Below are 25,331 nucleotides of genomic sequence, written 5' to 3'. Positions count from 1 at the left end.
GGATTCCCTAGGGTGTCCCTGCCGGTGGGGCGGCTTCGGCGGGGGGGGAGCCAGCAGCGGGAGCACCTCCGGCAGGGGCGCCTCCAGACTCCTGGTTCCGAATATAGTTCAATACCTCGGTAGCGGGGAACAGCCGCACTTGCTCCAGCTGAGCATCCAGGGCGGGGTCGCTGTTGTTAGTCATGGTAGCCAGCAACCATTCGAGCGATAGCACCTGAATGACTATATTGTTGGCGGCATCGGCGTTATTTTCCTCATAGCGATCGAGCAGCGTCTGCAAGTCGTTGCGGGAAAAGAACATGGGCAGTGAAGTTTTACCATCTTGGTTGATGGTGAGATAGGGACCGTCGGCACCCTGGCGAGCAATAAACAAAGGCACCCCCTGAAAATTAGACTCAAGCTGGGTCGCTGTCTCTAGCTCATTGCCGATGGGCAGATACAGCAGAGGAGTCTGTTCGTCATGGCTGAGCACCGTTTCTTTGTAGAGCGTGCCCAGATCCACTAATGCCACCTCGGCGCTAGGGTCTTCCTGTTGGGCGCGCGCCAAAAATTCGTGGGCAGCCTCCCCGTCAATAAACACCACGGGCACTTTCCTCTCCTGGTTGTCGACCTCAGCCGATGCGGTCAGAGGCTGGCCATCAGAGTTCAAAATAATGAAAACTGGCACCTGTTCTAACTTATTGACGATGGCATCTTCACCTAGGGCAAAGGCTGGCAGAGGCAGAACCAAATTACCCCCTAGCAGGCTGCCGCTAACCAGGGCAGTAACCAAGGGGAGGGGCCGCAAAATAGAGGAAAATAGCTTGCGCATAGGGCTTTCGCTGGGGCTAACGATAGGAGGGAGCAATCGAGAGTCAATCCGATGACCGCCGATAGTATTGACTATAGATACTACAGACTAAGGCAGGTTTGTATAGATGCTTGTGCCAGTCGAGCTAGCCGCCCAGGCGAAAACCCTATACTCAAAATCGGGATGACAGGATTTGAACCTGCGACATCCTGCTCCCAAAGCAGGCGCGCTACCAAGCTGCGCTACATCCCGTAGTTCAACGTTCAATCAGTATAACCTGCTTTTTCGCCCAACTGTCACAGCTGGCTGCGGCCGCAAACTGACTCCACTTCCTTCCGTTATGGTTCATCTATGGCCCCCCCAGTCTACCCCCTAGATCAATTGCCAGGGCTAAGCCCTGCCCACGCCCAAACTATGGTTCAACTGGGGCTAACTAGCACTGACCAACTCCGTCGCTACGGAGCCTCTATGGCCCGCCGCCAGACCCTGGCCCAAAGGATGCAGGTGCCGCTGCGCTACGTAAACAAGTGGGTAATTTTAGCTGATTTGGCCCAGGTTCCTGCGGTGGGTTGTCAGTTTAGCGGGCTGCTACTGCATACGGGCATCATGTCGGTGGCTCAGTTGGCAGATTGCACGGCCCAGGGATTGTATACCCGCCTACGGCGGCTACATGTGGCTACGCTCCAGCGCAACGACCTGTGCCCCACCGCTGATCAGGTCAGCCTATGGATTCAGCAGGCTAAGGCAATTGCTAAAGCTCCTTAGCGGTTAAAGCTAGTCTGGATACCAAAACATCCCTTTAATCCCTTCAGGGTCGGGCATAAAGCCCAGTCCCTTGTAAAAGTCGACAACCTGGGGGTCAGCAAACAGCGTCACATTGCTGATGTCTTCGCTGCGCAGTTTTTTAATCAGCTGACGCATCAGCTCTTTGCCCAGGCCGCGTCCCTGAAAGTCAGGATGCACCACTACATCCCAAATGGTGGCGTTGAAGGCATGGTCAGAGGTGGCCCGCGAGAAGCCCACCAAGCGGCGGCGAGCGCCCCGCTGCTCCCACATAGTGACCACCAGATAGCTGTGCTGGATGGCTTTCTTAACTTTGCGAATGGGCCGCCTCGCCCAACCCACAGCGTTGCACAACTCTTCTAGCTCGTAGAGATCGAGGTCGCGATCGGTGCTGAAGACAATAGTCGACCCTTCTCCTTGCTCAGACAGAGCCTCTAAGACGGTAGTCGCCGACTTTGTCTCCCCAGACGAAGGATCGTCAGATCCGACAAAAAGACTTTTCCAAAAACCCATGCAGGCCCTGTCTGATAGTGAAGTGGCACAAGCTCAACGGCATAAGTCTAAGCCTCACAATCACGCAACACAAGAGCTACGGCTAAGGCTAAACTGAGGTCTGAGCACCTTTTCTCATAGTATATCCCTATAAAATCCCGATGCCTCTAGCGATATCGAGATTTATGTCGGCTCCTTCAGGGAGACAGGGCCTCTCCTCAAGGGCCTACCGCTAGAGGTCTCAACCCGCTGCCTAGGACAGCGCAAAATACGGCTTAGTCCAGGTTTTTTTTGGACGTCAGCAGCTGTATGCAAGGCCAGGGCGGGGGGAGGTTGTTGCTTGGCTAAGGTTTCCTGATGCGGCAGATGTTAACGTTACCTCCATGGAGTTCCATCCTTCCAACCATGGCCGCTGGATTAAACCCCTCAACGGTTGAGCTTTTGAAGCGCTTCAACCGTGCCTTTCCGCAATTCTATGAGCAGTTTGTCAGCAGCGAGATTCAGCTGCAGAATCTGCGCTTGGCCTATCAACTCTACAAACAGCGCAAGGCAGTTCTCGATATTAAACCTGAGGGCAGCAAGAGCGCCCTTCACTTTGTCTATCGCAATCAATCGTTTTTGCTGAGCGACATTTTTGGCGTGCTGGCCGCCTATGGTCTGACAATTCACAATCTCAGCCTCTACGGGCAGATTTATCCGCCAATGCTTGTGTTCATCAAGCTAGTGGTGTCTCGAGGGGGGAAGGCGCTGAGTCCTAAAACCACGGAGAATGTTTGTCGCGCCATTCAAGAGACTCTGGCAGGGCATTTTGAAGTAGAAGAAATGCTGACTGTGGAGTTTAATCTGGATGCGGGCCTGGAGCGGGTAGAAACGGAATTTTATGTGGATCCAGTTTTTCATTTGCCAGCGCTACTGATTGAAGCTGACAACCAGCCAGGCCTTTTCTATAAGGTAATGTATGCCATTTGGCAGGAAGATTTGCTGGTGGTCAACGCCAATCTGCTGGTATGGCGGGGACGTACTCGCCTTATTCTCTATTTGCTAGGCCCCAATGAGAGCTTAATTCCAGATTATCTGGGCCAGAAAATTGCGGAGGGTATGCGCTACCGTCTGATGAGCTAGGGTACGATGGTCAAAGAAAAGGCCTAGAGGGCCATGGGTCCATGGCCACCATCCCAGTTTTTGGCGTACCTCACTACTATCATCTGACTGCCATTAGGGAATCGATTCCCCTGGTTTTTGTCCATGGTTGGCTGCTAAGTCATCGGTATTGGCAGCCTGTGATTGATCAGCTATCCCCCTCCCATACTTGCCTGGTTTATGACCTGCGGGGGTTTGGGGAGTCGCGCTATGAACTCGATCGCTTCCAGCCCGGTGTACCCGCCGCTGCCGAGGCCCTGGGGGCCTCGGTATCGCCCTACGGGTTGGGGGCCTATGCCCGCGATTTGGCCGCGTTACTGGAGCAGCTTGCTCTAGGTCCTGTATGGCTGGTGGGTCATTCGTTAGGCGGCAGTATCGCCCTCTGGATGGCCCATTGCTACCCGCAGCAGGTGCAGGGGGTGGTCTGCCTCAATGCTGGCGGGGGCATTTATTTGGAGCGGGAGTTTCAGCGGTTTCGCCAGGCGGGGCAATATATTGTGGGCTGGCGACGCCCCTGGCTGCGCCATACGCTGCTGCCGCTGCTGCTGACGCGCATGATGGTGCATCGACCGCTGGATTATGCCTGGGGCCGCGATCGCTGCCTTGATCTACTCCAGGCCGATGGGGCAGCCGCTCTGGGCGCCTTGCTAGAATCTACCACTGAGGCCGAAGTTCACCTGCTGCCTCAAATTGTCGCAGCCCTTGAGCAGCCGATCTATTTTGTAGCTGGCTGCCAAGATCAGGTCATGAATCCACGCTACGTAAACCACCTGGCCGGCTACCAGAAGCACGTACAGGCCAGACAGTCGCCGGTCATTGAAATCCAAAACTGCGGACACCTGGCCATGGTAGAACAGCCCCAGGTAGTTGCCAAAATTTTGCAGGACATTCTAATCACGGCCCAAAAACCTGAGAGCTAGCCCTGCTCAACTTAGAGCGAAGAACCCATGCGGCGACGGCGCTGCTATACAGGCAGCGCCAGTTTAATTTCGCTCTATCTCTTCTGCGTTACTGAATTTCTCACGCCTTAGCGTCTTTGCCCTGTCTCTAACGAGTCTGGAGGTGACGTGAAGTGGGCCACCCAAATTGAAGAGACCGCATTGGGCCGGGAACAGGTACAAAACAAAAGAGATGCCGACGACTGGCCGTGTTTCGTCTCGGCATCTCTTCTGGTTCGCTCCTCACACAATTTGAATTATAGGGCCAGCCTGAGGCAATGTCACCCCTTAAACCCAGTTTGAATGAACAGTATTTCTTATGGGAGATTGGCCTCGGCTGGGGGCAGGGCTAAACTGACGGCCAGCGGATTTAGCAAAGACCGATCGCTTCGCTACAGTGCCCGGTGATAGTGCGTGGGTTGGATCCTTAGGCATCTTAAATACCCCAGGAGAGCACCGTAAAGGGGTCTACGAGAAAATACGGGATCTCTGTAGATCTCTGTATTACTATTGGATAGTTTACGTAACTTTTACAATGTCAAAGTTCCTGCAATCTCACTAGTAAAGTTTTCTCTGGTCGATAGGGTGTTTAGATTCGAGGCTGGACGCACGCCAGCAGAGAGCGAATCTTCGCGGCTACAGTTCGACCTTTAGCCCAGGGGAATGGTACATCTACCTAGTGCAAACGGCTGATTTGGTTTATGATGCTGCGATCCTGAGCGATCGCACCTTTCTTGAGTTTTTACCCATGGTCATGGCCTGTACCGTCTAACCCAGCTATTGCTATGCAATCATCTCCACGCCCCGATCATGCTCGACCATTTTTAACCTGGCAGCGCATCACTGACTGGGCTCACTCCCATTACCGGGCCAGAACGTTCAACAAGGACGAGCGTATTCCCACTCGCTCTGGGCTGCTGTACTTAGTAGAACGCGGCGCAGTGCGCCTGGTAGGGACGGCCCAGGGTGCGGCCCCAGACTTAGGCAGTTCAGAACCCGACGATGCCGCTGACGAAGAGAATTCCACCGCAATGGCCCTGGGCCTCAGTGAAGAGGCGTTTTTGGGCTTTGTGGGGGCAGGGCAGCCCTTTGAAATTGTGGCTCAGTCCCCCTTTTTGTTGCAGAGCTTTGCCCACGTCGATCAAACCACTGTGCTCTGGCTCTACTGGAGCGACCTGGACAACTGGCCTCACTTTCGGCGTGAAGTGCTGGATGCCTTTCGCTATCAGCACCAGCGCAAGCTGCTGTGGCTGAGTACCTTGGGTCAGCGCCGCACCATCGATCGCCTATTTGGCTTTCTCACCCTGCTGATCGAAGAATTTGGCGAACCCTGCGAGTCAGGGTACTACTTGCCCTGGTCCCTTACCCACGCCCAAATTGGCAGCGCCATCGGCTCAACCCGCGTCACCGTTACCCGCCTGATGGGCAAACTGCGCCAGCGCAAGCTCATCCACATCTATAAAGACGGACTCATTGCAATCCCGAGCGATCAGGAAATTTCCCGAGAAGTGCTGGGTTAGGGAGTCGGGTAAAGCGGCTCTGAAGCCGGAGGGGCAGGCTTCGCGCCATTTTTTTCTGCGCCGACGGGCTTAAAGTTGAGGGGCAGATTGGTAAACTGCGGCAAAATTTCGCTGGTGAAGGCAGCGGCAGCCTTAGAGCGGTAGCGGTTGGGATTAAAAATTACCGACAGGGTGCGGTTAACCACCACCGACTCAATTTTGGCCCGGTGCAGAACGCCCATCTGCAGCTCTTTTTCGATCGCGGAGTTAGACACAAACGCCACCCCTAGCCCAGACTGCACAGCGGTTTTAATCGCCTCAATGGAGTTTAGCTCCATCTCGATCTTCAGACGGCGGGTTTCAATACCGCAGCGAGTTAAGACCTGATCGATCACTTTACGGATGGTTGACTGTGAATCCAGGGCGATAAAATGCAGCTTGTAGAGATCTTCCCGCTGGATGACGGCTTGACTGGCCAGGGGGTGATACATCGGCATAATCAGTGCGAGTTCATCTTCGGCGTAGGGCACTCTTTCTAAAGAGTCCTGCAGTTCGGGAGGAAGCTCGCCACCAATAATTGCCAGGTCAACCTGTCCATTGGCCACACTCCAGGCGGTGCGGCGGGTAGAGTGCACATGCAGCTGTACGGCTACGTCGGCGTACTTTTGCCGAAAGAGGCCAATCATGCGGGGGAGGAGATAGGTGCCTGTGGTCTGACTAGCGCCAATAATCAGGGTTCCTCCCTGCAAATTTTGGAGGTCCTCGATGGCGCGACAGGTCTCCTGACACAGGCTGAGGATGCGATCGCCATAGCTCAGCAGTAAATGCCCCGCCTCGGTGAGCTGCGCCCGCCGCCCGCCCCGGTCAAATAGCGGTACATCCAGCTGTCGCTCCAGGTTTTGCACCTGTAGACTGACCGCTGGCTGAGAGACATACAGGCTGTCTGCCGCTCGTTTGAAACTGCCCTCTGCTGCAATAGCTTTAAGAATCCGCAACTGGTCAAGGGTAAAAGGAAGGTCAGACATGGGCATTAACCCTAACGTACGATAATCCTGGGATGCCAACAAACCGTGATAGTAATGCAGGCCAGTCCCTGGCTGTCGTCGCAACCGATGTCGCCCCAACAACCCTAGATAGACTCATGGCCTCAAGCCTAGTGTCGAATTAAGTCTGCCATCCCTAGATTACTTGGTTCAGGACACTCGACAACAAAATTTAGAGCGAGCCCCTAAGGATTTATGAAACGTCAGGTGATCCAGAATGTCCTCAATCTGCCCGGTATCTCTGGGATGGCGCTGATTGATGGCCGTAACCGCCCCTTCTTTGTGGGGCCAGATATCAGTCTCAACTCCCATCAGCAAGAGGCCCTGGCCCAGGGCATTCAGCAGGTCGTCGAAACTACTCCGGCCCATTTCGACACATTTACCTTTCGCTTTACCAATCAGCTCACCCATATCTACAAGCTCGAGCAGGGGCTGATTTTACTGGTGCTGACCAACGATCAGATGCCCCTTACCGACTATCGCACCGCCATTGGCCAGCTCAAGGCCACCCTGATGGAGGCTCCCCACAACGCAGTGTCGACCTTTCGGCTGTTGGCAGGCTGCGTCACCCTAGGCAGTAACGCCACCGATCTCTCCACGGTTACCGCCTCTCAACCTGAGCCAGAGGCGGTCAAACAGGGTACTCTAACCCCAGTCCTCCAGGACGTGGTTGCGGCCCTCAATCACCTCAGCGATGGCGCTACCCAGTATCTGGGCAAAATCATCGTCATCAACACCTGGAAGCAATCGCGGCCTGCCCACCCCTGGCTGGAGCAGTTTGAGGTGCAAAAAGATGGCCAATTCGCCACTGGCACCGATGGCCAAACCCCTCTCACCGCAGAACAGTGCCAGTGGATTAAGGCCTGGGTCACAGCCTTTCTAGGGCGCGGCAGCAGAACCATCCGCAATTTTCAAACCCTGGTCAGCGAGCAAACGCTTACTCCCCAGGAGCAGGATCTATTGCTGGATGCTCCGCCCTCCCAGGACAGCTAGGGCTAAGCTAGACCCGTTGCTCCGAGGGCTATTCCACAGCTGCCTGCGATCAGGCTATCTATCCCAATTCCCCTATCCCCCTTACATCCCATGGCTAAAACTGTTCGCCTAGAGCCCATCGCCCAAGAAACCTCTGTTGAAACAAATGGCAATCTGCTTTCGGTTCTGCTCAACAAAGATCTAGACGTGCTGAAGGAATGTGGCGGCCGGGGCATGTGTGCTACCTGTCACATCTACGTGCAGTCGGGTATGGAGGCATTGACGTCTATTAATCGCCGCGAACAGCGCACCCTGGAGGTGATTACCTCCTGCAAACCAAACTCGCGCTTGGCCTGCCAGGCTCGGGTGATCGCTAATGGGGTCGTGGTAGAACTGCCCCCAGGCATGTACGTCAACTCGCTCCAGGACATTGAGGCGCTGATTGGCCGCCGCGCTGACCAGGATCTGCTGCACCCCATTACCGGAGAGGTGCTGGTGGAGCAGGGCAAGCTGATTACGCGATCGGTTATGGCCCAGCTTGAAAAGACGGCCAGCTTCAAGGTCGGCGAGTTTTTTAGCCAAAGCAAAGACCTGTAAACGTGGGTCTATTACCGAACCCCAGAAAACATCTGTTATGGTAAGGCAATGCCGTAGTTGAGTTTTATACCAACCCCCTATGGACTCTGCTCTTCCCCTGAGTGCTCGCCACGAACAGGTGCTACAGGCAACCATTCGCCACTACATCGCTACGGCAGAGCCGGTGGGGTCACGGGCTCTGGCCCAGGAGTATGACCTGAAGGTGAGTCCGGCAACGGTGCGCAACACCATGGGTCTGCTGGAGAAATATGGCCTGCTCTACCAGCCGCACACCTCGGCGGGGCGAGTGCCCTCAGACTTTGGCTATCGCCTCTATGTCGATCGCCTGATGTCGCCCTCGACTCGCGTGAGGCGGCGAGTGGATGCGGCCCTGTCGGAGGAGCTGGACTGGGTGGGGCGCAGCCTAGAGTCGCTGCTGCGATCGGCCACCCAGATTTTGGCGCAGATCAGCGGCTACTTGACCCTGATTACCGTGCCCCAGTCCAGCACGGCGATTATTCGTCATATTCAGCTGGTAGCGGTGGATGGGGGGCAGGTGCTAATGGTGGTGCTGCTTGACTCGCTGGCGACTCAGTCGGTGGTTGTGCAACTGCCAGCCGTGCCTGGGGCCTCAGACTCGGCAACCGAGGAGTTGGGTCGCCGTCACTTGGAAATCCTGTCCAATTTTTTGAGCCATCACCTGAGGGGACGCCCCCTGGCGGATGTGGCCACCCTAAACTGGGGTGATCTCGACGCTGAGTTTCAGCACTATGGGACGCTGCTGCGCCAGGCATTGGGCCATCTGGCGCAGCGATCGCAGGCTCCAGAGACCCCTCAGCTAGTCATCAGCGGTCTGTCAGAAGTGCTGCGTCAGCCTGAATTCTCTGATGCCCAGCGGATTCAGTCCATTGTGCGGCTGCTGGAAGAAGACCAGTCTCAGCTGTGGCCTCTATTTTTTGACACCCCACCCGCAGCTAGCCAAACGCTCAACGGCGTAGATGTTAAGGTTTGGATTGGGGCCGAAAACCCCCTAGAGCCGATGCAAGGCTGTGCCCTGGTGGTGTCTAACTACACGCGCTGCGACGCCTCTGTGGGCAGCGTGGGGGTGCTGGGTCCAACCCGGATGGTCTACGAGAACGCCGTGGCGGTGGTTAAGGCAGCAGCAGACTATCTATCCACTGCCCTCAGCGAATAGGGGAATCCCCAAAGCGGCCCAGTTGGGGAGGAAACGCCGTGATTATTACTGAACTACTGGCGATTTTGTCGATCGCAGCGGCGACCGGGCTGCGGCTGGCGCTGCCCCTGCTGCTGATTGGCCTGATGTCTGGCCCCCAGATGTGGGCCAACGTGCCGCTGCTGTCGCGGCTGCCCCCGGCGCTGGTGCTGGCCGTGCTGGCGATCTGGTCGATGGCCGAGCTCATGCTGTCAAAGGATCGCTATAGCCAGCGCCTCTTTCAGATTCTCGAGCTCGTTCTCAGCCCTGGGGTAGGGGCTTTGGCCGGTCTGGCTGTGGCCAGAACCTTTGGCTTAGAAGGCTGGATCAGTCCACTGATTGGCCTGATTAGCGCCCTGCTGGCCCTGGTGATTCAGCTGTTGCAGGTGGGCTGGTTTTATCGTCCCCGCCGGCCACCGCTGTGGCTTTTCTTCGTGGTAGATGGGTTGTGCATTGTGCTGGCGGTGCTGGCGTTTGACGCCCCCAACCAGGGAGGCATTATTGCGCTGCTGCTGCTGTGGCTAGTCATCCGTACTTCGTACTTTTGGCAGCACTGGCCCCGACGCCGGAAACCCTAGTAGACTGCGGCAAAAGGGTGGCGACTATTGCCAATCGCGAGGGAGCAAGAAAGCTAGGGAGCCAAGCGCGCCAAAACGATGAAGATATTTCAGCCTTCGAGTACTAGTCGCTGCTCTGCTCACGCTAGAGAGCTAGAGAATGCCGACAAAGTGCAGCGGACCGCGACCGCTGACCAGCTCTAGCAGCAGGGCTAAAAAGCCCACCATCGCCAACCGCCCGTTCCACACTTCGGCAACGGGGGTAAGCCCCCAGGCCGATCGCTCCTGGGGGTAGATCTTGACCTTTTTGTCGGGGTGCACCACGTCGGAGAAAAGCTGGCGGGGGGCAGCCAGGGCTTCGGTGACCATGTCGGCCATGTCGGTAATGAAGCGGGGATGGGTGTTGAGGGCAGGGACCCGGTGGAATCCTGGAATACCGGCTTCGTGGGCAATCTCCCGGTATTCCATGTCGATTTCTTGCAGCGTTTCGATGTGCTCGGAAACGAAGCTGATCGGCACCACCACCAGATCTTTAACCCCCTGGTGGGCGAGCTGCTCGATCGCGTCTTCGGTATAGGGCTGCAACCATTCGACCGGCCCCACCCGGCTCTGGTAGGCCAGGGTGTAGGGGTTGGGGCGGTTGAGCGCCTGCATAATCAGCTCCGTGCAGTGCTCAATTTCGCGCTGGTAGGGGTCGCCTACCTCTTCGACATAGCTCACCGGCACGCCGTGGGCGCTAAAGAAAATGTGGGCCTGGTCGGGATCTTCGAGCTTGTTGAGTTCTTGGGCAATCAGATCGGCCATGGCGGCGGTGTAGCCGGGGCGATCGTACCAGGAGGGGACGGCGGTGTAGACAATGCGCTGGAGGGCAGGATCTTCGAGCCAGAGGCGCTCCAGCAGGCGAAAGCTGGAGCCGCTGGTGCTGATGGAAAACTGCGGGTACAGGGGCAGCACCACCAGCCGTTCGATACCGTCGCGCTTGATCTGGGCGACAGCCTCTTCGGTAAAGGGGTACCAGTAGCGCATGCCGATGTAGATGTTGGCTTCGGTGCCCTGGTCGGCCAGCTCTCGTTTTAGGGCTTCGGCCTGCTCTTCGGTGATGCGGCGCAGGGGTGAACCACCGCCAATCTGCCGGTAGTTTTCCTGGGACTGCTTGGCGCGCGAGCTTGAAATTAACCAGGCCAGGGGACGCTGCAACCAGGGGAAGGGCAGGCGAATGATTTCTGGATCGGCAAACAGGTTAAACAAAAAGGGACGAACATCGTCGAGCTGCTCGGGCCCCCCTAGATTTAGCAATAAGACCCCGACACGACCCATGGCACTGTAGTAGTTCTAAAGTAGGTACTCATATCTGACATTATTCTACAAGCTGGATGAACGGTTTCCGACCCTGATGGCTGCCCCTGCCTCTCTAGACCGCGCGATCGCAGCGCTGAACACTCGCTTTAAAGCCGCTCGCCTGGGTCTACAGGTGGAGCAGCGGGGCGATCGCCTCAGCCTGCGGGGCACCCTGCCGCCGCGCCCCGGCAGCGCCAAGGCTCGCCCCCACCAGCAGCGAATTCCCCTCGGGCTACCCGCCACCCAGGCGGGTCTCAAGCAGATCGAGCGCGAGGCCAAAGTTATTGCGGGCCAGCTGATCGAGCGGCGCTTTAGCTGGGCCGACTATCTCCCCCAGCCCGAGGAAGCCCGCCCCGAAGGCTTGCCCCTGGCGGAGCGGATCGCCCAGTTTGAGGCTGACGTGATGGCTCGCTCTGGCCCCGGTGCTGCCGCCCTGGCCTCGCGCAAAACCACCTGGGAGAAAGCCTACGCCCCCTACCTGAAGAAGCTCTTGGCCCAGGTGGAACGGCAGCCCCAGCAGTCTCTAGAAACCGCAATTTTGGCCACCCTAGAGGCCCTGCCGCTGCACTCGCGCAGCCGCCAGGTGGCCTGCACCGCTTTCAAAGCCTTTGCCGACTTTCAGGGGCTGACCCTGCCCGAGGGCATGGACAAACTGGGGGGACAGTACGGCAGCAGCAAGGCCCAGCGACGGCTGCTGCCCTCTGACGAAGTGATTGTCGAATGGCGCGATCGCATTCCAAACCCGGCCTGGCGCTACGTGTATGGGGTAATGGCCACCTACGGCCTGCGCAACCACGAGGTGTTCTTCTGTGACTACCGGGAACTGCGCCAGGGCGACCCCGAGGGCCGAATTACCGTGCTAGAAACCACCAAAACCGGCCTCCACGATGTTTGGCCTTTTTATCCAGAATGGATCGAGCGCTTTGACCTGCGCCAGGGCCATCTGCCCCCGATCAACACAGACTTGAGTGTGACCACCCTCCAGCGTGTTGGCCAGCAGGTGGCCATTCAGTTCAAGCGCTATGGAGTGCCCTTTTCGCCCTACGATCTGCGCCATGCCTGGGCGGTGCGCACCATCCACTTTGGCCTGCCCGACACCGTGGCCGCCCGGATGATGGGCCACTCGGTGGCCATTCACAACCGCACCTACCACCGCTGGATCACCCACCGCGACCAGCGGCAGGCCGTGCACACAGCCCTACAGCAGCGCTCCTGGCAGGCTCCTCTGTAGTGGTTTTAGGATGGGACACATCCCACCCTGGGTAGAGAAGATTGAAGCTTAACGATATGCTAAGAAATGTCGCAGGGAGCTGAGCCTAAGGAACTGACGTAGAGAACAAGACGGATGCTTTGCCCGGGATGCCATCTATACAATAGGGATGTGCCTCACCAATGAAAATCTTACTTGTTGAAGATGACCCAGTTACTCGGGACCTGCTGGTGTTTCATCTGACAGCGGCACGCTACACCGTGGAGCAGGCCGCCGACGGTATGACGGCCCAGGCCCTAGCCGCCCTGTGGAACTACGATCTGATGCTGCTGGACGTGAATATTCCACGGCTGGACGGCATTAGCCTGTGCCGCCAGCTGCGCGCCCAGGGGGTATCTACCCCAATCTTGATGCTGACAGCCCAGGCCGAGGACGAGGATGTCATTACCGGGCTGGATGCCGGAGCCGATGACTATGTGACCAAGCCCTTTGAGGTGTCGCAGGTGCTAGCCCGCATTCGCGCCCTGCTGCGGCGGGGCGCGCGGTCAACGACAATTCCACCGCTGGCCTGGGGGCAGCTCTGCCTCGACCCCACCCTTGCCCAGGTAACCTACAACGGCCAGGTGGTACCCCTGACCCCAAAGGAGTACAGCCTGCTGGAACTATTCTTGCGCTATCCCCAGCGGGTGTTTAGCCGCAGCACCATTCTCGACCACCTGTGGACCATCGATGACTCCCCGACGGAGGGGGCCGTGACCAACCTGGTGAAAGACCTGCGGAACCGACTCAGGCGCAGCGGTGTGGTTGAAAACGTGATTCAGACCGTCTATGGCCTGGGCTATCGCCTGCGCGATTTGCCAGCTAGGCTGGCTGAGCCAAGGGCAGAGAGGCTGGCGCTCCTGTCGGGGGCGAGCGAATCGAGCGATGGCCAGCGATCGATCCTGGAGCCGGTACCAGAGCTGATCGGCGTGGCGGCGGCAGGAGCTGCGGTCCCCAAGACCTTAGAGTCGATCGCAGCCCGGTTTCAATCGTCCCTGCAAATGCGGCTAGCGCTCGTGGAGGAGGCGGTGCGATCGCTCCAGGCCGGAGACTTGCCCCCCCAGCAGCAATCCCTGGCCAAGGACGAAGCCCACCGCCTCGCTGGCGGGCTGGGCACCTTTGGCTACGAGGAGGGGTCAAACCATGCCCGTCAGATCGAGCGGCTGCTGAGCGATCAGCCCCTGCACGCCGCCCAGGTGGATCAGCTGTCGCGATCGCTGCTGGCCCTGAAGCAGACCATGGCTTTGCCCCCTAAGCTGCCGGAGCGATCGCCGCCGCCAGCGGCCGATCTGGCCCCGGTGGCTCGCCATCGCGGCCTGGCACTTTCGGTAGAGCCAGAGCTATTTCGCCAGCTCCAGACTGACGCTGCAGACCGGGGCTGGCGCCTCGACCGAGCAGCTAGCCTGGCTGAGCTACAGCAGGCGCTGACCCAAAACCGAACCGAAGCCGTGGTCATTACCCTTGACTCCAGGGCGGCCCTGGCCGAGAAGCTGGCCCCCCTGCGGGAGATAAAGCACCGCTACCCCCAGCTGCCGGTGCTGGTGCTGACCTGCCACGACAGCCTGGAAGAGCGGGTTCAGGTGGCGCGGCTACAGGGCGATCGCTATTTGGTGGCCCCGACCACCTCCCGTCAGGTTTTTGACAGCCTCGACCAGCTCCTGCCCGAGGCTGAGGCCCCTGAGGCACGGGTGCTGGTGGTTGACAACGATCCGGTCACCCTGACCGCCATTACCGCGTTGCTCACCCCCTGGGGGTTGCAGGTTACAGCCCTGGCTGACCCCAGCCAGTTTTGGGAAGTGCTGCGGCAGGTGCAGCCCGACCTGCTGCTGCTGGCCCTGGAAATGCCAACCTTCAGCGGTATCGATCTATGCCAGGTGGTGCGTCAGGACTCACGCTTTGGCAACCTGCCAATTCTAATGGTAGCCGCCCATCCTGACACGGTTACCGTGCGCCAAGTCTTTGAAGTGGGGGGTGACGACCTGATTGGCAAGCCCATTGTAGGGCCAGAGCTGGTGACGCGGGTGCTGAGCCGTATCGAGCGATCGCGCCTGCGCCAGCAAATTGAGCAAATGCGCCACCGCCAGGCCCTCTACTGGGACCAGCAAAACACCACAGACCCCCTTACCCAGGTAGCCAACGGCCTTCACTTCGACGCCTTTTTGCAGCAGCAGTGGGAGCGCCACCGGCAGGATCAGGCCCCCATTTCGCTTATTCTGTGCAGCCCCGACTACCTGAAAACCTACTCCCAGGTCTACGGTCAGCAGGCCGGAGATACCGCCCTCAGGCGCATCGCCCGCACTTTGCACCACACCATTAACCCCAACATTGACCTGGTAGCCCGCTGCGGCGACGAAGAATTTGGGGTAGTGCTGCCCAACACCAACCTAGATGGTGCGCTGCGAGTGGTGGCGCGCATGCAGCAGGCGGTTGTCGATCTCAAAATTGCCTGCCCTAGCGCCGCCGCCAAGCACATTACCCTGAGCCTGGGCATTGGCGGCACCACGCCCACCACCTCTCTGTCGAGTGACCATTTGATTAAAACCGCCGATCAGGCCCTGCAAGACGCCAAAATGCGGGGGGGCAACACCTTCTGTCTGTACCCTATGTGCTGAGTCAAACCAGCCCTGTGGCCGCCTTCGCCCCTGCCGCTCCGTCCCTAACGCCACGCCAATAACCTGGGCCTACCCGACATGAAGTTTTCCCTGCGAAACCTGTTGATTGTCCCTTTTTTGCTCCAGATTGTCGGGATTACAGGGGTGGTGGGCTATCTCTCCTATCGCAGCGGGCAACGGGCGGTGGAAGCCCTGGCCCAGCAGCTGATCACCGAGACTAGCCAGCAGGTAGAAGCCAGTCTGGCGGCCTACCTGAAAACCCCTCAAACCATTACCACGATGAACGCCCATCTGATCCAGCAGGGGCAGTTTAGCAGCACTGATTTAACGGCTCTGGAAGGGCATTTCATCCAGCAGCTCAAGCTGTTTCCGGAGCTGAGTGGGCTGGCCATGGCCAATGAATCCGGAGCTTTTTTGAATGTAACCCAGCTAGACGACGGGGATTTTATCCTTCGCCGCCGCAACATAACCATGGCTGACGGAGGTCTCTACCGATACCGCATCGATCGCGACGGGCAAAACCTCGCTGCCCTCGATCCCCCCCGGTATGACTTTGATCCCCTACGCGATCCGCCTGAGAATCCCTGGTACACCGCGGCCCAGCGCTCCCCTGGCGGCCTGTGGCGCCTGGTGGTGTCCCTCAGCCAGGGGGTCGACCAGCCCCAGCTGGTGATGGTGCGATTTGCCCCGATTCGCGATCGGGCAGGGCAGCTAGAGGGGGTAGTGAGCACCGGCATTGCGCTCACAAAGCTCAACCAGTTTATGCAAACCATGATGTCTGAGCAGCAGGGGCAGCTGTTTTTGGTTGAGCCCAACGGCAATTTGGTGGCCACATCCACTGGCCAAGTACCCTTTGACCTCGAAGCGCGGAACGACCCCGGCCAAAATGTGGCAGTCTCGTCGCGCCGCCTGCCGGCTAGCCAAAGCCCCAATGCCTTAACCCGCGCCGTGGCCCAGGCCTTTGTAGACCGCCACCAGGCCCTGGGTCAGATTCAGGCGCCGACTTTTTTAGAGCTGCGGCTGCACAGGCAGCTTTATTTTGTCAAGGCAACCCCCCTGGCGGGGGACCTGGACTGGATTTTGGTGACCGCCATTCCCAACTCTGAGTTTATGGTCAACATCTACGCCAACGTCGCCCGCACGGCGATGCTCTGTGCCCTAGCCCTGATTGGGGCGATTGGGCTGGGACTGTGGACCGCAGAGTACATTGCCCAACCCATTCTGTCGCTGCAGCGGGCTACCGAGGCGTTTACCAACGGCATAGCGGTGGTGCCCCCCACCCAGCCCAGCCGGATTCAAGAAGTGGAGGGACTGCGCCAGGGCTTTGACCGCATGGTGGGGCAGCTGGTGGGGTCGTTTCAAAACCTCAAAGACCGCGAGAATACCCTGGCGACGTTTCTCAACGGGGTGCCCGTAGCGCTGAGCGTCCACGACCAAACGGGGCAAATGCTGTTCCTCAATGCCAAGGGCAAGGAACTGCTCGTCGACGGCATTGCTCTTGCCACCGTTGAGCAACTGGCAGAAACCTACCGCATTTACCGGGCCGGTAGCGAAGAGCTATACCCCACTGCCGAACTGCCGGTGGTGAGGGGCCTGCGCGGCGAAACCGCCTACGCAGACGATATTGAGGTCGACACCGGAGAGCGGCGGATTCCCCTGGAGGTGCACACCATTCCAGTGTTTAACGGCCAGGGGCAGGTGCTCTACTCCATCAACACGTTCCAAGATATTACTGAACGGCGGCAGGCGGAGCAGCTGCGGGCCAACTACCAGCGCGAGCTGGAGCGTCAGGTGGCGGCGCAAACCGCGTCTCTGTACGCTACCGAAACCACTAAACAGGCGTTGATCAACGCCATTCCTGACCTGCTGATGCGGCTGGGGCGCGACGGCCTGCCGCGAGAAATATACAACATGGATGCGGTGCACTGGATGGGCGATCGCACGAAGCCGTATAAGGCGACCATGTATGACAATTTGCCAGAGCCGATTGCCCGAGAACGCCAGCGCTGCGTGGAGCAGGCCTTACTGACACATACAATTCAGCGGCAGGAGTACGAGTTTGCCCATCAGGGACAGATCTACTGCGAAGAGGCGCGAATTATTCCGGTGACCCCGGATGAGGTTTTGGTGGTGGTGCGGGACATTAGCGATCGCTACAAAGTCGATCGCCTCAAGGATGAGTTTATTTCGATCGTGAGCCATGAGCTGCGGACGCCCCTTACAGCCATCCGCGGGGCGCTGGGCATTTTAGACTCGGGGGTATTGCAAAGCCGTCCCCAAAAGGCCCAGCGCATGCTGCACATGGCCCTCAACAACACCGAGCGTCTAATTCGGCTAGTCAACGACATTCTCGACCTTGAGCGGCTGACCTCAGGCCGCATCGACCTTAAGCTAGAGCCTTGCCAAATTGGAGATTTGATGGCTCTGGCCATCAGCGGAGTAGAGGCGATCGCCCTTGAGGCTGGGGTAGCCATATACGCGGTACCCGCTAACGCCACGGTGATGGCCGCTCCAGATGCCATCGTGCAGACGCTCGTTAACCTGTTGGGCAACGCCATTAAATTTTCTGCGCCGGGTAGTAAAATCTGGCTAACCGCAGAGGTCATTTCCGTGGCCGCCGCCGAGCCGGAACAGCCTGAGGAATGGCCGCCATCCGCGCTGCGAATTGCCGTTCAAGATCAGGGGCGTGGCATTCCAGCCGACCGCCTAGAGCTGATTTTCGAGCGGTTTCAGCAGGTAGATGTATCCGACTCGCGCCAGCGGGGAGGCACAGGGCTGGGGCTGGCGATCTGCAAGCAGATTGTAGAGCAGCACGGCGGGAAGATTTGGGCAGAAAGCCAGCTCGGCCAGGGTAGTACCTTTTATTTCACGCTGCCGCTGAAGAGGTTATGAGCAAGCGCATTTTAGTCATTGACGACGAGCTGGACATTCGCGAGGTGGTTTGCCTGTCGCTGGAGGAATTTACGGGCTGGCAAACCGATAGCGCTGGCTCGGGGCAGGAAGGGGTGGAAAAGGCCGTCGCTGGCCCCTGGGATGCCATTTTACTGGATGTGTCGATGCCCGATATGGACGGCTATGCGGTGTATGGCGAGCTTCAGACTAAGCCTGAAGCTCGGGCTATCCCGGTCATTTTGCTGACGGCTAAGGTGCTGTTCAGCGATCGCGATCGGTTTGCGTACCTGGGCGTAGCGGGGGTAATCACCAAGCCCTTCGACCCCGTTACCGTAGGGCAGCAGGTGGCCCAGATTTTAGGCTGGGCCACCTACCCACACCACTAATCCATCCAGCTAAGGTTAGCGTCTGGCCCGGCACCCTAGGCCGGGGTAATCATCAGCACCAGGGCTTTTTTGTCGAGGGCCTGGACTTTGCCCGCATCGCCAATGTCTTTTACGATTCTGTCGAGCAGCTCTCCGGCCCGATCGCGGTGCTGGTGCTCGCGCCCGCGCAGGCGCACCAGAAACTTCACCGAGTCTCCCTTCGACAGCCACTCGACGGAGCGCCGAATGCGAAGCTGGTAGTCAGACTCACCGACGTTGGGGCGCAGCTTGACCTCTTTCAAAGACGGCTTAGAGCTTTGCTTCTGCCGCTTACTCTGCTGGTACTGAAGCTTGCCGTAGTCCAAAATTTTGGCCACAGGGGCATCTTTGCCGTTGGAAACCACCACCAGGTCAAGCCCTGCATCCTCGGCCAGCGTGAGCGCTTCGCGGGTATCCATGAGCCCCCGATTTTGGTTCTCATGGTCAATTAAGAACACCTGAGGTGATCGAATTTGCCGGTTTACCAGTTGCGTCTTAGAAATAAGTCTTTCCTCCCAAAATTCAACAGTTGGCCGAGGCAATGGCTGGCACCGGGATGCCTCCGGGGCTGCTCGGCCCAGCAGCCATGTACCCACCAGGGGTATTATCCATCAAGATATCCATAGAATAGCTTAGCTTTTTGGCCACAGCTGTGTCTAAATATCCGGTCTTAACAAAACGGTAGATGCCTTGTGAAGCCTGGGTTTGGTGCGGCTACTTCAGCTGTGGCATGAGGGGCATAGAGAAAAATTTGCACAGGAGGCCCTATGGCCATTTATTTCGCCACCGTGGCCCGTGGGCTAGAGGCCTTAGCCGCCAATGAACTCCAAAATTTGGGTGCCCAGCAGGTCGAGCCGGGATTCTGCGGGGTGGCCTTTGAGGGCGATCGCGCCCTGCTGTACCGGGTCAATCTGTGGTCGCGGCTGGCCTTTCGGGTGCTGCTCAAGCTGGCCAAATTTCCCTGCTACGATGCCGACGATCTCTATCGGGGCATTCAGGCGATCGACTGGCGGCCCTACCTGTCGCCTGACACCACCTTCGCCGTCGATGCCACGGGCAAAAACCGCAGCCTCAACCACACCCATTTCACCGCCTTGCAGGTGAAAAATGCCGTGGTTGACCAGCAGCGCGAGCAATGGGGCGATCGCTCCACCATCGACACCCAGCACCCCGAAGTGCGCATTAACGTGCACCTTGAGGCCGACGCCTGCACCGTCAGCCTCGACAGCTCGGGCAGCAGCCTGCATCGGCGCGGCTATCGCCCGGCGGTGGGAGCCGCGCCGCTCAAGGAGTCCCTGGCGGCGGCGCTGGTGACCCTCACCGACTGGCCCGGCAATGTGCCCCTGCTGGACCCCCTGTGCGGGTCGGGCACGCTGCCCCTGGAGGCCAGCCTGGTGGCGTTGAACATTGCTCCCGGCCTGTTTCGCGAGGAGTTTGGCTTTCACACCTGGCCCGACTTTGACGCCGACCTGTGGGATGAGCTGTACCAGGAGGCAGAGGCAGAACGTAAGCAGGATCTGGGGACCTGGGTGGGGGGGTGCGATCGCGACTCCGCCACCATTCACCAGGCCCGCATCAATGCCCAGCGCTGCGACCTGGCCGAGCAGATTCAGTTTTGGGTCGAAGATTTGGCTAACCTGGAAGCCCCCGCCGACAGCGGCTACCTGCTGTGCAACCCCCCCTACGGCCAGCGCCTCGGCACCGACACCGACCTGGGAGCCTTCTACAAGCTGCTGGGCGATGTGCTCAAGCAGCGCTTCAAGGGCTGGACGGCCTTCGTGCTCAGCGGCAACAAAGAACTATCGCGCCACATTGGCCTGAAATCGGCCCAGCGAGTGGCCGTGTACAACGGCACGCTGCCCTGCCAGTGGCTCAAGTACGAGCTGTATTAAAGGCTTCATCCAGGCTGTGACCCAGCTTGTCGGCCAGGCCTTCGACCCAGGCTTCGTCCTGGCGGGTGTAGCTGCGGGGGGCGTTGGCGGCCAAAATCAGCGCGCCCGCTTTGCCCATGGGCTGGCAGATCACGCCCTGGCTATTTTCGGGCAGGTAGTCAAACTCTACCCGGCCTGGGTAAATGCTGAGTTTTACTAAATACACGGCCTTGCCCGTCTCCAGCACTCGCGTCAGAATGGGGCCGGGGGTGACATCGGCCCTGGGCGCCAACACTCCCCGCCGCAGCAGGGTTTTGCCCTGGTAGTAAACGACGATTGAGCGGGTGACGGTGTTGGTCAGCAGCAGGTGCGAGGCCCAGGCCAGCTCGGTTTGAATTGCCTCGGGCAGGGTGTCGTCTAGCTCCAGACCCTCGTCCCCGAGCAGGATGACAGCTTCTGGGGTGATCGGCTGCACCCGCTGCCACAGCAGGCCCACCAGAATGAGCAGGGCGCTCAAAATGACGCCCATAACGTCCGATCGCGCCTGGGATTCGGTCAGGGCCGGGGTGAGCACGCGGTTGAGCAGGAGCAGGGTTCCCCCCAGCCCTCCTGAGACTAGCGGCAACAGCCGCAGCACGCGGTTTGGGTCATTTTGCGCCATTTTAGAAATACCCCAGCAATACTCAAAGGCTTAGCTCTTCCTCAATTTTAGGCGGGTTGGGGGATTTGCCGAAGGCAGGAGAATCGCAGCCTCAGATTTAGCAGCGGCCAGGGAGAATCGCTCCCGCAGTAAACTAGAGTATTGCCCGGCTGTCTTTCTGTATCGCCATGATTGCTCCTTCCCTGCCCCAAGACACCGCTGCCCAGCCCCTGTTGGCGATCGCCCGCGCCAGTCGCCAGGCGGCCCAAACCCTCGCCAGCCTCGCAGCGGAGGACAAAAATCGCGCCATAGAGGCTGTCGCCGCCGCGCTAGAGGCCAATGCCAGCAGTATTGTGGCGGCCAACCAGGCCGACTGTGAGGCGGCGGTGGCCGACAACCTGGCCAAGCCCCTCTACGGACGGCTGAAGCTGGATGAGGTGAAACTGGCGGGGGCGATCGCGGGGGTGCGCGATGTGGCTCGCCTGCCCGACCCCATCGGCACCGTGCAGCTGCACCGCGAGCTAGACCAGGGCCTGGTGCTGAAGCGCCTGACTGTACCCCTGGGGGTGCTGGGGGTAATTTTTGAGTCGCGCCCCGACGCTGTGATGCAGATTTCGGCCCTAGCGATCAAATCCGGCAATGGGGTCATTCTCAAGGGGGGCAAGGAGGCAATTGGGTCGTGCATTGCGCTGGTGCAGGCGATTCAGCAGGGGCTAGCGCAGGCGGGGGTAGACCCGGCGGCGGTGCAGCTGCTGACCACCCGCGAAGAAACCCGCGCCCTGCTGGATTTAGATGGCCACGTCGATCTGATCATCCCGCGCGGCTCCAACGCCTTTGTGCGGTTTGTGCAGGAGAATACGCGCATTCCGGTGCTGGGCCATGCCGACGGCATCTGCCATCTGTACATAGATAGAGAAGCCGATCTAGAGCAGGCGATCGCGATCGCGATCGACGCCAAAACCGCCTATCCCTCCGCCTGCAACGCGATTGAGACCCTGCTGATTCACCAGGATATCGCCGCTGCGGGCCTGCCGCCGCTGATGACCGCCCTGCGGGAGGCCCAGGTGGAGCTGCGGGGAGACGAGCGCGCGCGGGAGATCGTCCCCTACTTGGTTCCGACCACCGAAGAGGACTGGTCCACCGAGTACAGCGACCTGGTTTTGGCGGTCAAGGTTGTAGATTCGGCGGAGGCCGCGATCGCCCACATCAACACCTACGGGTCGCGCCATACCGATGCGATCGTTACCCGCAACCCGGCCACCGCCGCCTTTTTTATGGATCGCGTCGATGCCGCCGGGGTCTACCACAATTGCTCAACCCGCTTTGCCGACGGGTTTCGCTACGGTTTTGGCGCTGAAGTGGGCATCAGCACCCAAAAAATGCCTCCCCGTGGCCCCGTTGGTCTAGAAGGGCTGGTAACCTACAAATACCAGCTGGTGGGCCATGGTCACGTTTCAACCACCTACAGCGGCAGCGAAGCACAGCCCTTTACCCATCGGGATCTACCCCTCTAAACAACAGCAACTCAGGGCAGGCAACGCTCTGTCGCACCCACGAGGAACTTGTAGCTTCCTGGTATCAACCGAGCCGTTTTTGATCCCCTACCCGGCGGTACAGTTGAAATCATGGGGCATCGCCGCTGCTGGGGGGAGCATTCCCCACGCCAAATTTCATTTATAGCTGTGGCTAGCCTGGTTAAGATATGTCTTCTATGAACGCTCAAACGTTTGAACGTTCATAGGGTTTTTGGATATCCTAACCAACGTGACTATTGGTATATCTCAAAATTCCGCCAGCTAATTTTTTGCGGCCATGGAAGACGAGAAATCATCTCCGACCTGGCAACAGATTCAACGTCTCAGCGGCTTAGCGGCTGGCATACTGGTGCCTCTTGCCATTGGCCTGGTCGGTTACAGCCTGCATCGAACGCCGCAGGCCAGCCACGCTGAACGGCCCATCGAATTCCCCACCCAACCGCCCAGTGCCAACACCGAAAACCTGAGCCAAGGGGCGGCAGACACCGTCACCAGCGAGGCACCTCCCCCGCTCCCTGAAGCCACTGAGCGCAAGCTTACCAATGACGCAATACATGTTGACTTCGTTGCCGACCTGGAGGGAAGTGGCCTGATTCGAGATGGAAAATTCTATCCCTACGGCAACGGCCAGGGCGATGAATTTATTGGCTACGGGCATTTGCTTAAACCCGAAGAAGAACAGACCGGCACGCTTACCATCAATGGTGAAGCGGTTCGCTACAAAAGCGGCCTTACCGAGGCGCAGTCAAAGGCTCTGCTCAAACAGGATTTAGACCCCGTGCGCCAAGACGTGAGGGAGTTAGTCACCGTTGAACTAACTCAAAGTCAGCTTGACGCGCTGACATCGTTTGCCTACAACGTAGGGCTCAGCGCCTTTGCAAAAAGCACCTTGCTCAAAAAGCTCAATGCCGGAAAACACCACGAAGTACCGGAGGAGCTAAGGAAGTTTACCCAGGGCAGCGATGGCGAGTTGCCGGGCTTAGTCATTCGCCGGGAAGCGGAAATTGAGCTTTGGAACCGCCCTCGTGAATCTCTCCCGGAATAATCTACCCGTGCGGAGTGAGCACACGGTGCCTACCCCGCGCACGCAGCTAGTGAGCCGTCAGCGATTGATCTGGGAGGTAAATCCTTTGCGCTCTAGGCAAGCCAAATACTCGGTTTCGCTCGCGCCTAGCCTGTAGTCGCTGTAGTTATCTTTCACGCGAAGACCTTCTGCAAAAAATCGTTTTTCGATTCTTCTAGGGCGTGCCATCAATTAGGTATCAATTAGGTAAGGTGGGAAGAGACGTGTTTTAGCGCTCTGAATCCAGATGCCAAACCGCCGCTACGCCCTACGCAGTTAGCCGCAACGTTCCTCAGTGCAATTTACATGGCCGCTTCTATCATTTGGCTTAATTGATGACACACCCTGGGGTTGGCTTTGTTCGGTCAATTTTCCAGGGCCTGGTCGAGCACCTGGCGGGCGGTTTCGGCCTGGGCGCGAGCTTCCTTAAAGCGCAAATTGCTCTGGGCAAAGGCCTTTAATACCTTAAAGCCATCCTTTAGCTCGGTCAGCTGGTCGTCGGTCATGGGGTCATCGGTAAACAGCAGATCGACGAGTTGCCGCACCTGTAAGGCCTCATCGCGGGAGGCCTGCACCTTGACCTTGAGGGTAGCCAACTGGTTGAGCACCTGAATAGCGTCTACTACGGATTCTTCTTGCTGCTGCACGGCGGCGGAGGTGGTGGGGGTTTGTACTTCTACCAGCTGCTCGGCGCTAAAGCCGTCGGCCAGAGCGGTGGGAAGCTCTCCCTCATCCAGCATAGCCATGAGCTGGTCCAAGGCCTTTTCGCGGGCTTTGCGAGAGTCTTTACCCGACACCGTGAGAACAACGTCTGGGCTTTGGGCCAGGGTGTATTGAACCATTTTTATAGGTCGTGCGTACTATTTCACCAGTATACGCTACCTGGGTACCCGATCGAAGCGCTGGCTATCTAGTCGCTAGGGCTGATAGGCTATTCGCGCATCCCCCCCTGCACTACGGCCCGCAGACGCTCGTGCAGATCGGATTCGTCACGCCGGGGCACAAAGGGCTGAATCACATCGACCTGCTGACAGGGGGCAGGCGGCTCGGCGGGCAGGGGGCGGAAGTTGGGAATCGCCTGCGGGGTTTCGGCGGCTGGCGCTGGCGTTCTCTGAGCCGATGTATGTGACTCGAAAGGATTTTCGCGCGCCTGGTAGGGCGTGGATTCGGCAGCGATCGCATCTTCCGTCTCAGCAGCAGGCTCAGGTGCCTCAGCATTGGAAACACTCTGTGCGGCTGACTCCTCTGGCCCCTCAGCATCGGCACCGGAGCGATCGGCTTCAGCAAATTCTGCCCACATGGGCGCTGGCTCTAAATCGGGGAGATCTAGCAGCGGTTGGGGGGTGGGGGTCGCCGAGGCCGGGGGCGGCGCGGAGCGCGGGGGTGACGGCTCGGGGCCGTCACCGTAGCCCGTTGGGTAGAGCAGGGTTTGGCCTAGAATAATCGACTCAAACTCGCGGTTGAAGTGGCGGATGGGCTGCCCCCGCCGCTGCCACAGCTTGAGAATTTGGTCAATGGAAATGAGTTTGTAGCGCCCCTGATAAAGGGCCTCGGTAATAGCATGACTGACCCAAACGGAGCCAAATTCTGTTAACCATCCGGTGATTACGGCTTCGATTTGGTAATCTTCAGCATCAAAGCTATAGGTCGTTAACAGCTGATAAATAGCCTCGATATCTGAACTATTGCTGGGGTGAGTCATGGTATTTGCCTACGCGTTAACC

23 protein-coding genes and 1 tRNA gene are annotated in these 25,331 nt (G+C 58.5%); 15 read left to right on the top strand and 9 right to left on the bottom strand.

Annotated elements, in window-relative coordinates; genetic code table 11:
* Positions 1-7 precede the first annotated feature (7 nt).
* Together LEPTO7104_RS0116085 and LEPTO7104_RS0116080 are read right to left on the bottom strand one after the other, a co-directional pair.
* Positions 8-811, bottom strand: a complete 804-nt coding sequence (locus LEPTO7104_RS0116085) for a Tic22 family protein (RefSeq protein ID WP_017299608.1) — start codon at positions 809-811, stop codon at positions 8-10.
* A gap of 157 nt (positions 812-968) precedes the next feature.
* Positions 969-1,042 (bottom strand) — tRNA-Pro (locus tag LEPTO7104_RS0116080).
* 99 nt (positions 1,043-1,141) lie between these two features.
* Here LEPTO7104_RS0116080 and LEPTO7104_RS0116075 point away from each other — a divergent pair.
* A complete protein-coding gene (locus LEPTO7104_RS0116075) occupies positions 1,142-1,555 on the top strand; it encodes a DUF4332 domain-containing protein (RefSeq protein ID WP_017299607.1) in 414 nt (137 codons plus the stop codon).
* 9 nt (positions 1,556-1,564) lie between these two features.
* Here LEPTO7104_RS0116075 and LEPTO7104_RS0116070 read toward each other — a convergent pair whose 3' ends face one another.
* Complete coding sequence (locus tag LEPTO7104_RS0116070; RefSeq protein WP_017299606.1) at positions 1,565-2,086, bottom strand: GNAT family N-acetyltransferase; 522 nt, start codon at positions 2,084-2,086, stop codon at positions 1,565-1,567.
* Positions 2,087-2,470: 384 nt separating this feature from the next.
* Between LEPTO7104_RS0116070 and LEPTO7104_RS0116065 the strand changes: the two genes are divergently transcribed.
* The 3 genes from LEPTO7104_RS0116065 (at position 2,471) to LEPTO7104_RS0116050 (ending at position 5,663) form a co-directional block, all read left to right on the top strand.
* On the top strand, positions 2,471-3,187 hold the full coding sequence (locus LEPTO7104_RS0116065; protein WP_017299605.1) for an ACT domain-containing protein: 717 nt from the start codon (positions 2,471-2,473) through the stop codon (positions 3,185-3,187).
* 41 nt (positions 3,188-3,228) lie between these two features.
* On the top strand, positions 3,229-4,125 hold the full coding sequence (locus LEPTO7104_RS0116060) for an alpha/beta fold hydrolase (protein ID WP_017299604.1): 897 nt from the start codon (positions 3,229-3,231) through the stop codon (positions 4,123-4,125).
* 803 nt (positions 4,126-4,928) lie between these two features.
* Positions 4,929-5,663 carry a Crp/Fnr family transcriptional regulator gene (locus LEPTO7104_RS0116050; protein WP_017299602.1) on the top strand — a complete coding sequence of 245 codons (735 nt, stop codon included), beginning with the start codon at positions 4,929-4,931 and terminating at the stop codon, positions 5,661-5,663.
* Here the strand turns inward: LEPTO7104_RS0116050 and LEPTO7104_RS0116045 are convergent.
* Positions 5,660-6,667, bottom strand: a complete 1,008-nt coding sequence (locus tag LEPTO7104_RS0116045; RefSeq protein ID WP_017299601.1) for a LysR family transcriptional regulator — start codon at positions 6,665-6,667, stop codon at positions 5,660-5,662. The genes LEPTO7104_RS0116050 and LEPTO7104_RS0116045 overlap by 4 nt on opposite strands.
* A gap of 213 nt (positions 6,668-6,880) precedes the next feature.
* On the opposite strand from LEPTO7104_RS0116045, the gene LEPTO7104_RS0116040 reads away from it, so the two are divergent.
* The 4 genes from LEPTO7104_RS0116040 to LEPTO7104_RS0116025 all read left to right on the top strand — a co-directional run bounded on the left by LEPTO7104_RS0116040 (position 6,881) and on the right by LEPTO7104_RS0116025 (position 10,024).
* Positions 6,881-7,678, top strand: coding sequence for a hypothetical protein (locus LEPTO7104_RS0116040; RefSeq protein WP_017299600.1), 798 nt, complete (start codon positions 6,881-6,883; stop codon positions 7,676-7,678).
* A gap of 90 nt (positions 7,679-7,768) precedes the next feature.
* Positions 7,769-8,254, top strand: coding sequence for a 2Fe-2S iron-sulfur cluster-binding protein (locus LEPTO7104_RS0116035; RefSeq protein WP_017299599.1), 486 nt, complete (start codon positions 7,769-7,771; stop codon positions 8,252-8,254).
* A 79-nt stretch (positions 8,255-8,333) separates the two neighbouring features.
* Positions 8,334-9,428 (top strand): heat-inducible transcriptional repressor HrcA, encoded by a 1,095-nt coding sequence (gene hrcA / locus LEPTO7104_RS0116030; RefSeq protein WP_017299598.1) that lies wholly within the window; start codon positions 8,334-8,336, stop codon positions 9,426-9,428.
* 38 nt (positions 9,429-9,466) lie between these two features.
* Entirely contained in the window at positions 9,467-10,024 is a 558-nt protein-coding gene (locus tag LEPTO7104_RS0116025; protein WP_017299597.1) for a DUF4126 domain-containing protein, read from the top strand.
* 132 nt (positions 10,025-10,156) lie between these two features.
* Here LEPTO7104_RS0116025 and hemH read toward each other — a convergent pair whose 3' ends face one another.
* Complete coding sequence (hemH, locus tag LEPTO7104_RS0116020) at positions 10,157-11,320, bottom strand: ferrochelatase (protein WP_017299596.1); 1,164 nt, start codon at positions 11,318-11,320, stop codon at positions 10,157-10,159.
* A gap of 76 nt (positions 11,321-11,396) precedes the next feature.
* Between hemH and LEPTO7104_RS0116015 the strand changes: the two genes are divergently transcribed.
* The 4 genes from LEPTO7104_RS0116015 (at position 11,397) to LEPTO7104_RS0116000 (ending at position 18,480) form a co-directional block, all read left to right on the top strand.
* Complete coding sequence (locus LEPTO7104_RS0116015; protein WP_017299595.1) at positions 11,397-12,572, top strand: site-specific integrase; 1,176 nt, start codon at positions 11,397-11,399, stop codon at positions 12,570-12,572.
* Between the two features lie 161 nt (positions 12,573-12,733).
* The gene (locus LEPTO7104_RS0116010; protein WP_017299594.1) at positions 12,734-15,202 is read left to right on the top strand and encodes a response regulator; all 2,469 of its coding nucleotides are present in this window, start codon (positions 12,734-12,736) and stop codon (positions 15,200-15,202) included.
* Positions 15,203-15,280: 78 nt separating this feature from the next.
* A complete protein-coding gene (locus tag LEPTO7104_RS37040; protein ID WP_017299593.1) occupies positions 15,281-18,094 on the top strand; it encodes an ATP-binding protein in 2,814 nt (937 codons plus the stop codon).
* Entirely contained in the window at positions 18,091-18,480 is a 390-nt protein-coding gene (locus tag LEPTO7104_RS0116000) for a response regulator (protein ID WP_017299592.1), read from the top strand. The genes LEPTO7104_RS37040 and LEPTO7104_RS0116000 overlap by 4 nt, the downstream gene beginning before the upstream one ends.
* A 35-nt stretch (positions 18,481-18,515) precedes the next feature.
* Here the strand turns inward: LEPTO7104_RS0116000 and infC are convergent, their stop codons facing one another.
* Complete coding sequence (gene infC, locus LEPTO7104_RS0115995) at positions 18,516-19,040, bottom strand: translation initiation factor IF-3 (protein WP_083887078.1); 525 nt, start codon at positions 19,038-19,040, stop codon at positions 18,516-18,518.
* A 225-nt stretch (positions 19,041-19,265) separates the two neighbouring features.
* Here infC and LEPTO7104_RS0115990 point away from each other — a divergent pair, with 225 nt between their 5' ends.
* The gene (locus tag LEPTO7104_RS0115990; protein WP_017299590.1) at positions 19,266-20,390 is read left to right on the top strand and encodes a THUMP domain-containing class I SAM-dependent RNA methyltransferase; all 1,125 of its coding nucleotides are present in this window, start codon (positions 19,266-19,268) and stop codon (positions 20,388-20,390) included.
* On the opposite strand, the gene LEPTO7104_RS0115985 is transcribed toward LEPTO7104_RS0115990, so the two are convergent.
* The gene (locus tag LEPTO7104_RS0115985; protein WP_017299589.1) at positions 20,371-21,030 is read right to left on the bottom strand and encodes a cofactor assembly of complex C subunit B; all 660 of its coding nucleotides are present in this window, start codon (positions 21,028-21,030) and stop codon (positions 20,371-20,373) included. The two genes, LEPTO7104_RS0115990 and LEPTO7104_RS0115985, sit on opposite strands and share 20 nt — an antisense overlap.
* Positions 21,031-21,197: 167 nt before the next feature.
* Here LEPTO7104_RS0115985 and LEPTO7104_RS0115980 point away from each other — a divergent pair, with 167 nt between their 5' ends.
* Positions 21,198-22,523: a glutamate-5-semialdehyde dehydrogenase gene (locus tag LEPTO7104_RS0115980; RefSeq protein ID WP_017299588.1), complete on the top strand. Its 1,326-nt coding sequence runs from the start codon at positions 21,198-21,200 to the stop codon at positions 22,521-22,523.
* A gap of 298 nt (positions 22,524-22,821) precedes the next feature.
* A complete protein-coding gene (locus LEPTO7104_RS37035; RefSeq protein ID WP_017299587.1) occupies positions 22,822-23,589 on the top strand; it encodes a lysozyme in 768 nt (255 codons plus the stop codon).
* Positions 23,590-23,972: 383 nt separating this feature from the next.
* Here the strand turns inward: LEPTO7104_RS37035 and LEPTO7104_RS0115965 are convergent, their stop codons facing one another.
* Positions 23,973-24,449, bottom strand: a complete 477-nt coding sequence (locus LEPTO7104_RS0115965) for a hypothetical protein (RefSeq protein ID WP_017299585.1) — start codon at positions 24,447-24,449, stop codon at positions 23,973-23,975.
* Between the two features lie 89 nt (positions 24,450-24,538).
* Positions 24,539-25,309: a hypothetical protein gene (locus LEPTO7104_RS37030; RefSeq protein ID WP_017299584.1), complete on the bottom strand. Its 771-nt coding sequence runs from the start codon at positions 25,307-25,309 to the stop codon at positions 24,539-24,541.
* Positions 25,310-25,331 lie beyond the last annotated feature (22 nt).

Source organism: Nodosilinea nodulosa PCC 7104 (assembly GCF_000309385.1).
Lineage (GTDB): Bacteria > Cyanobacteriota > Cyanobacteriia > Phormidesmidales > Phormidesmidaceae > Nodosilinea > Nodosilinea nodulosa.
This window is presented reverse-complemented; position numbering and strand designations above follow the sequence as displayed.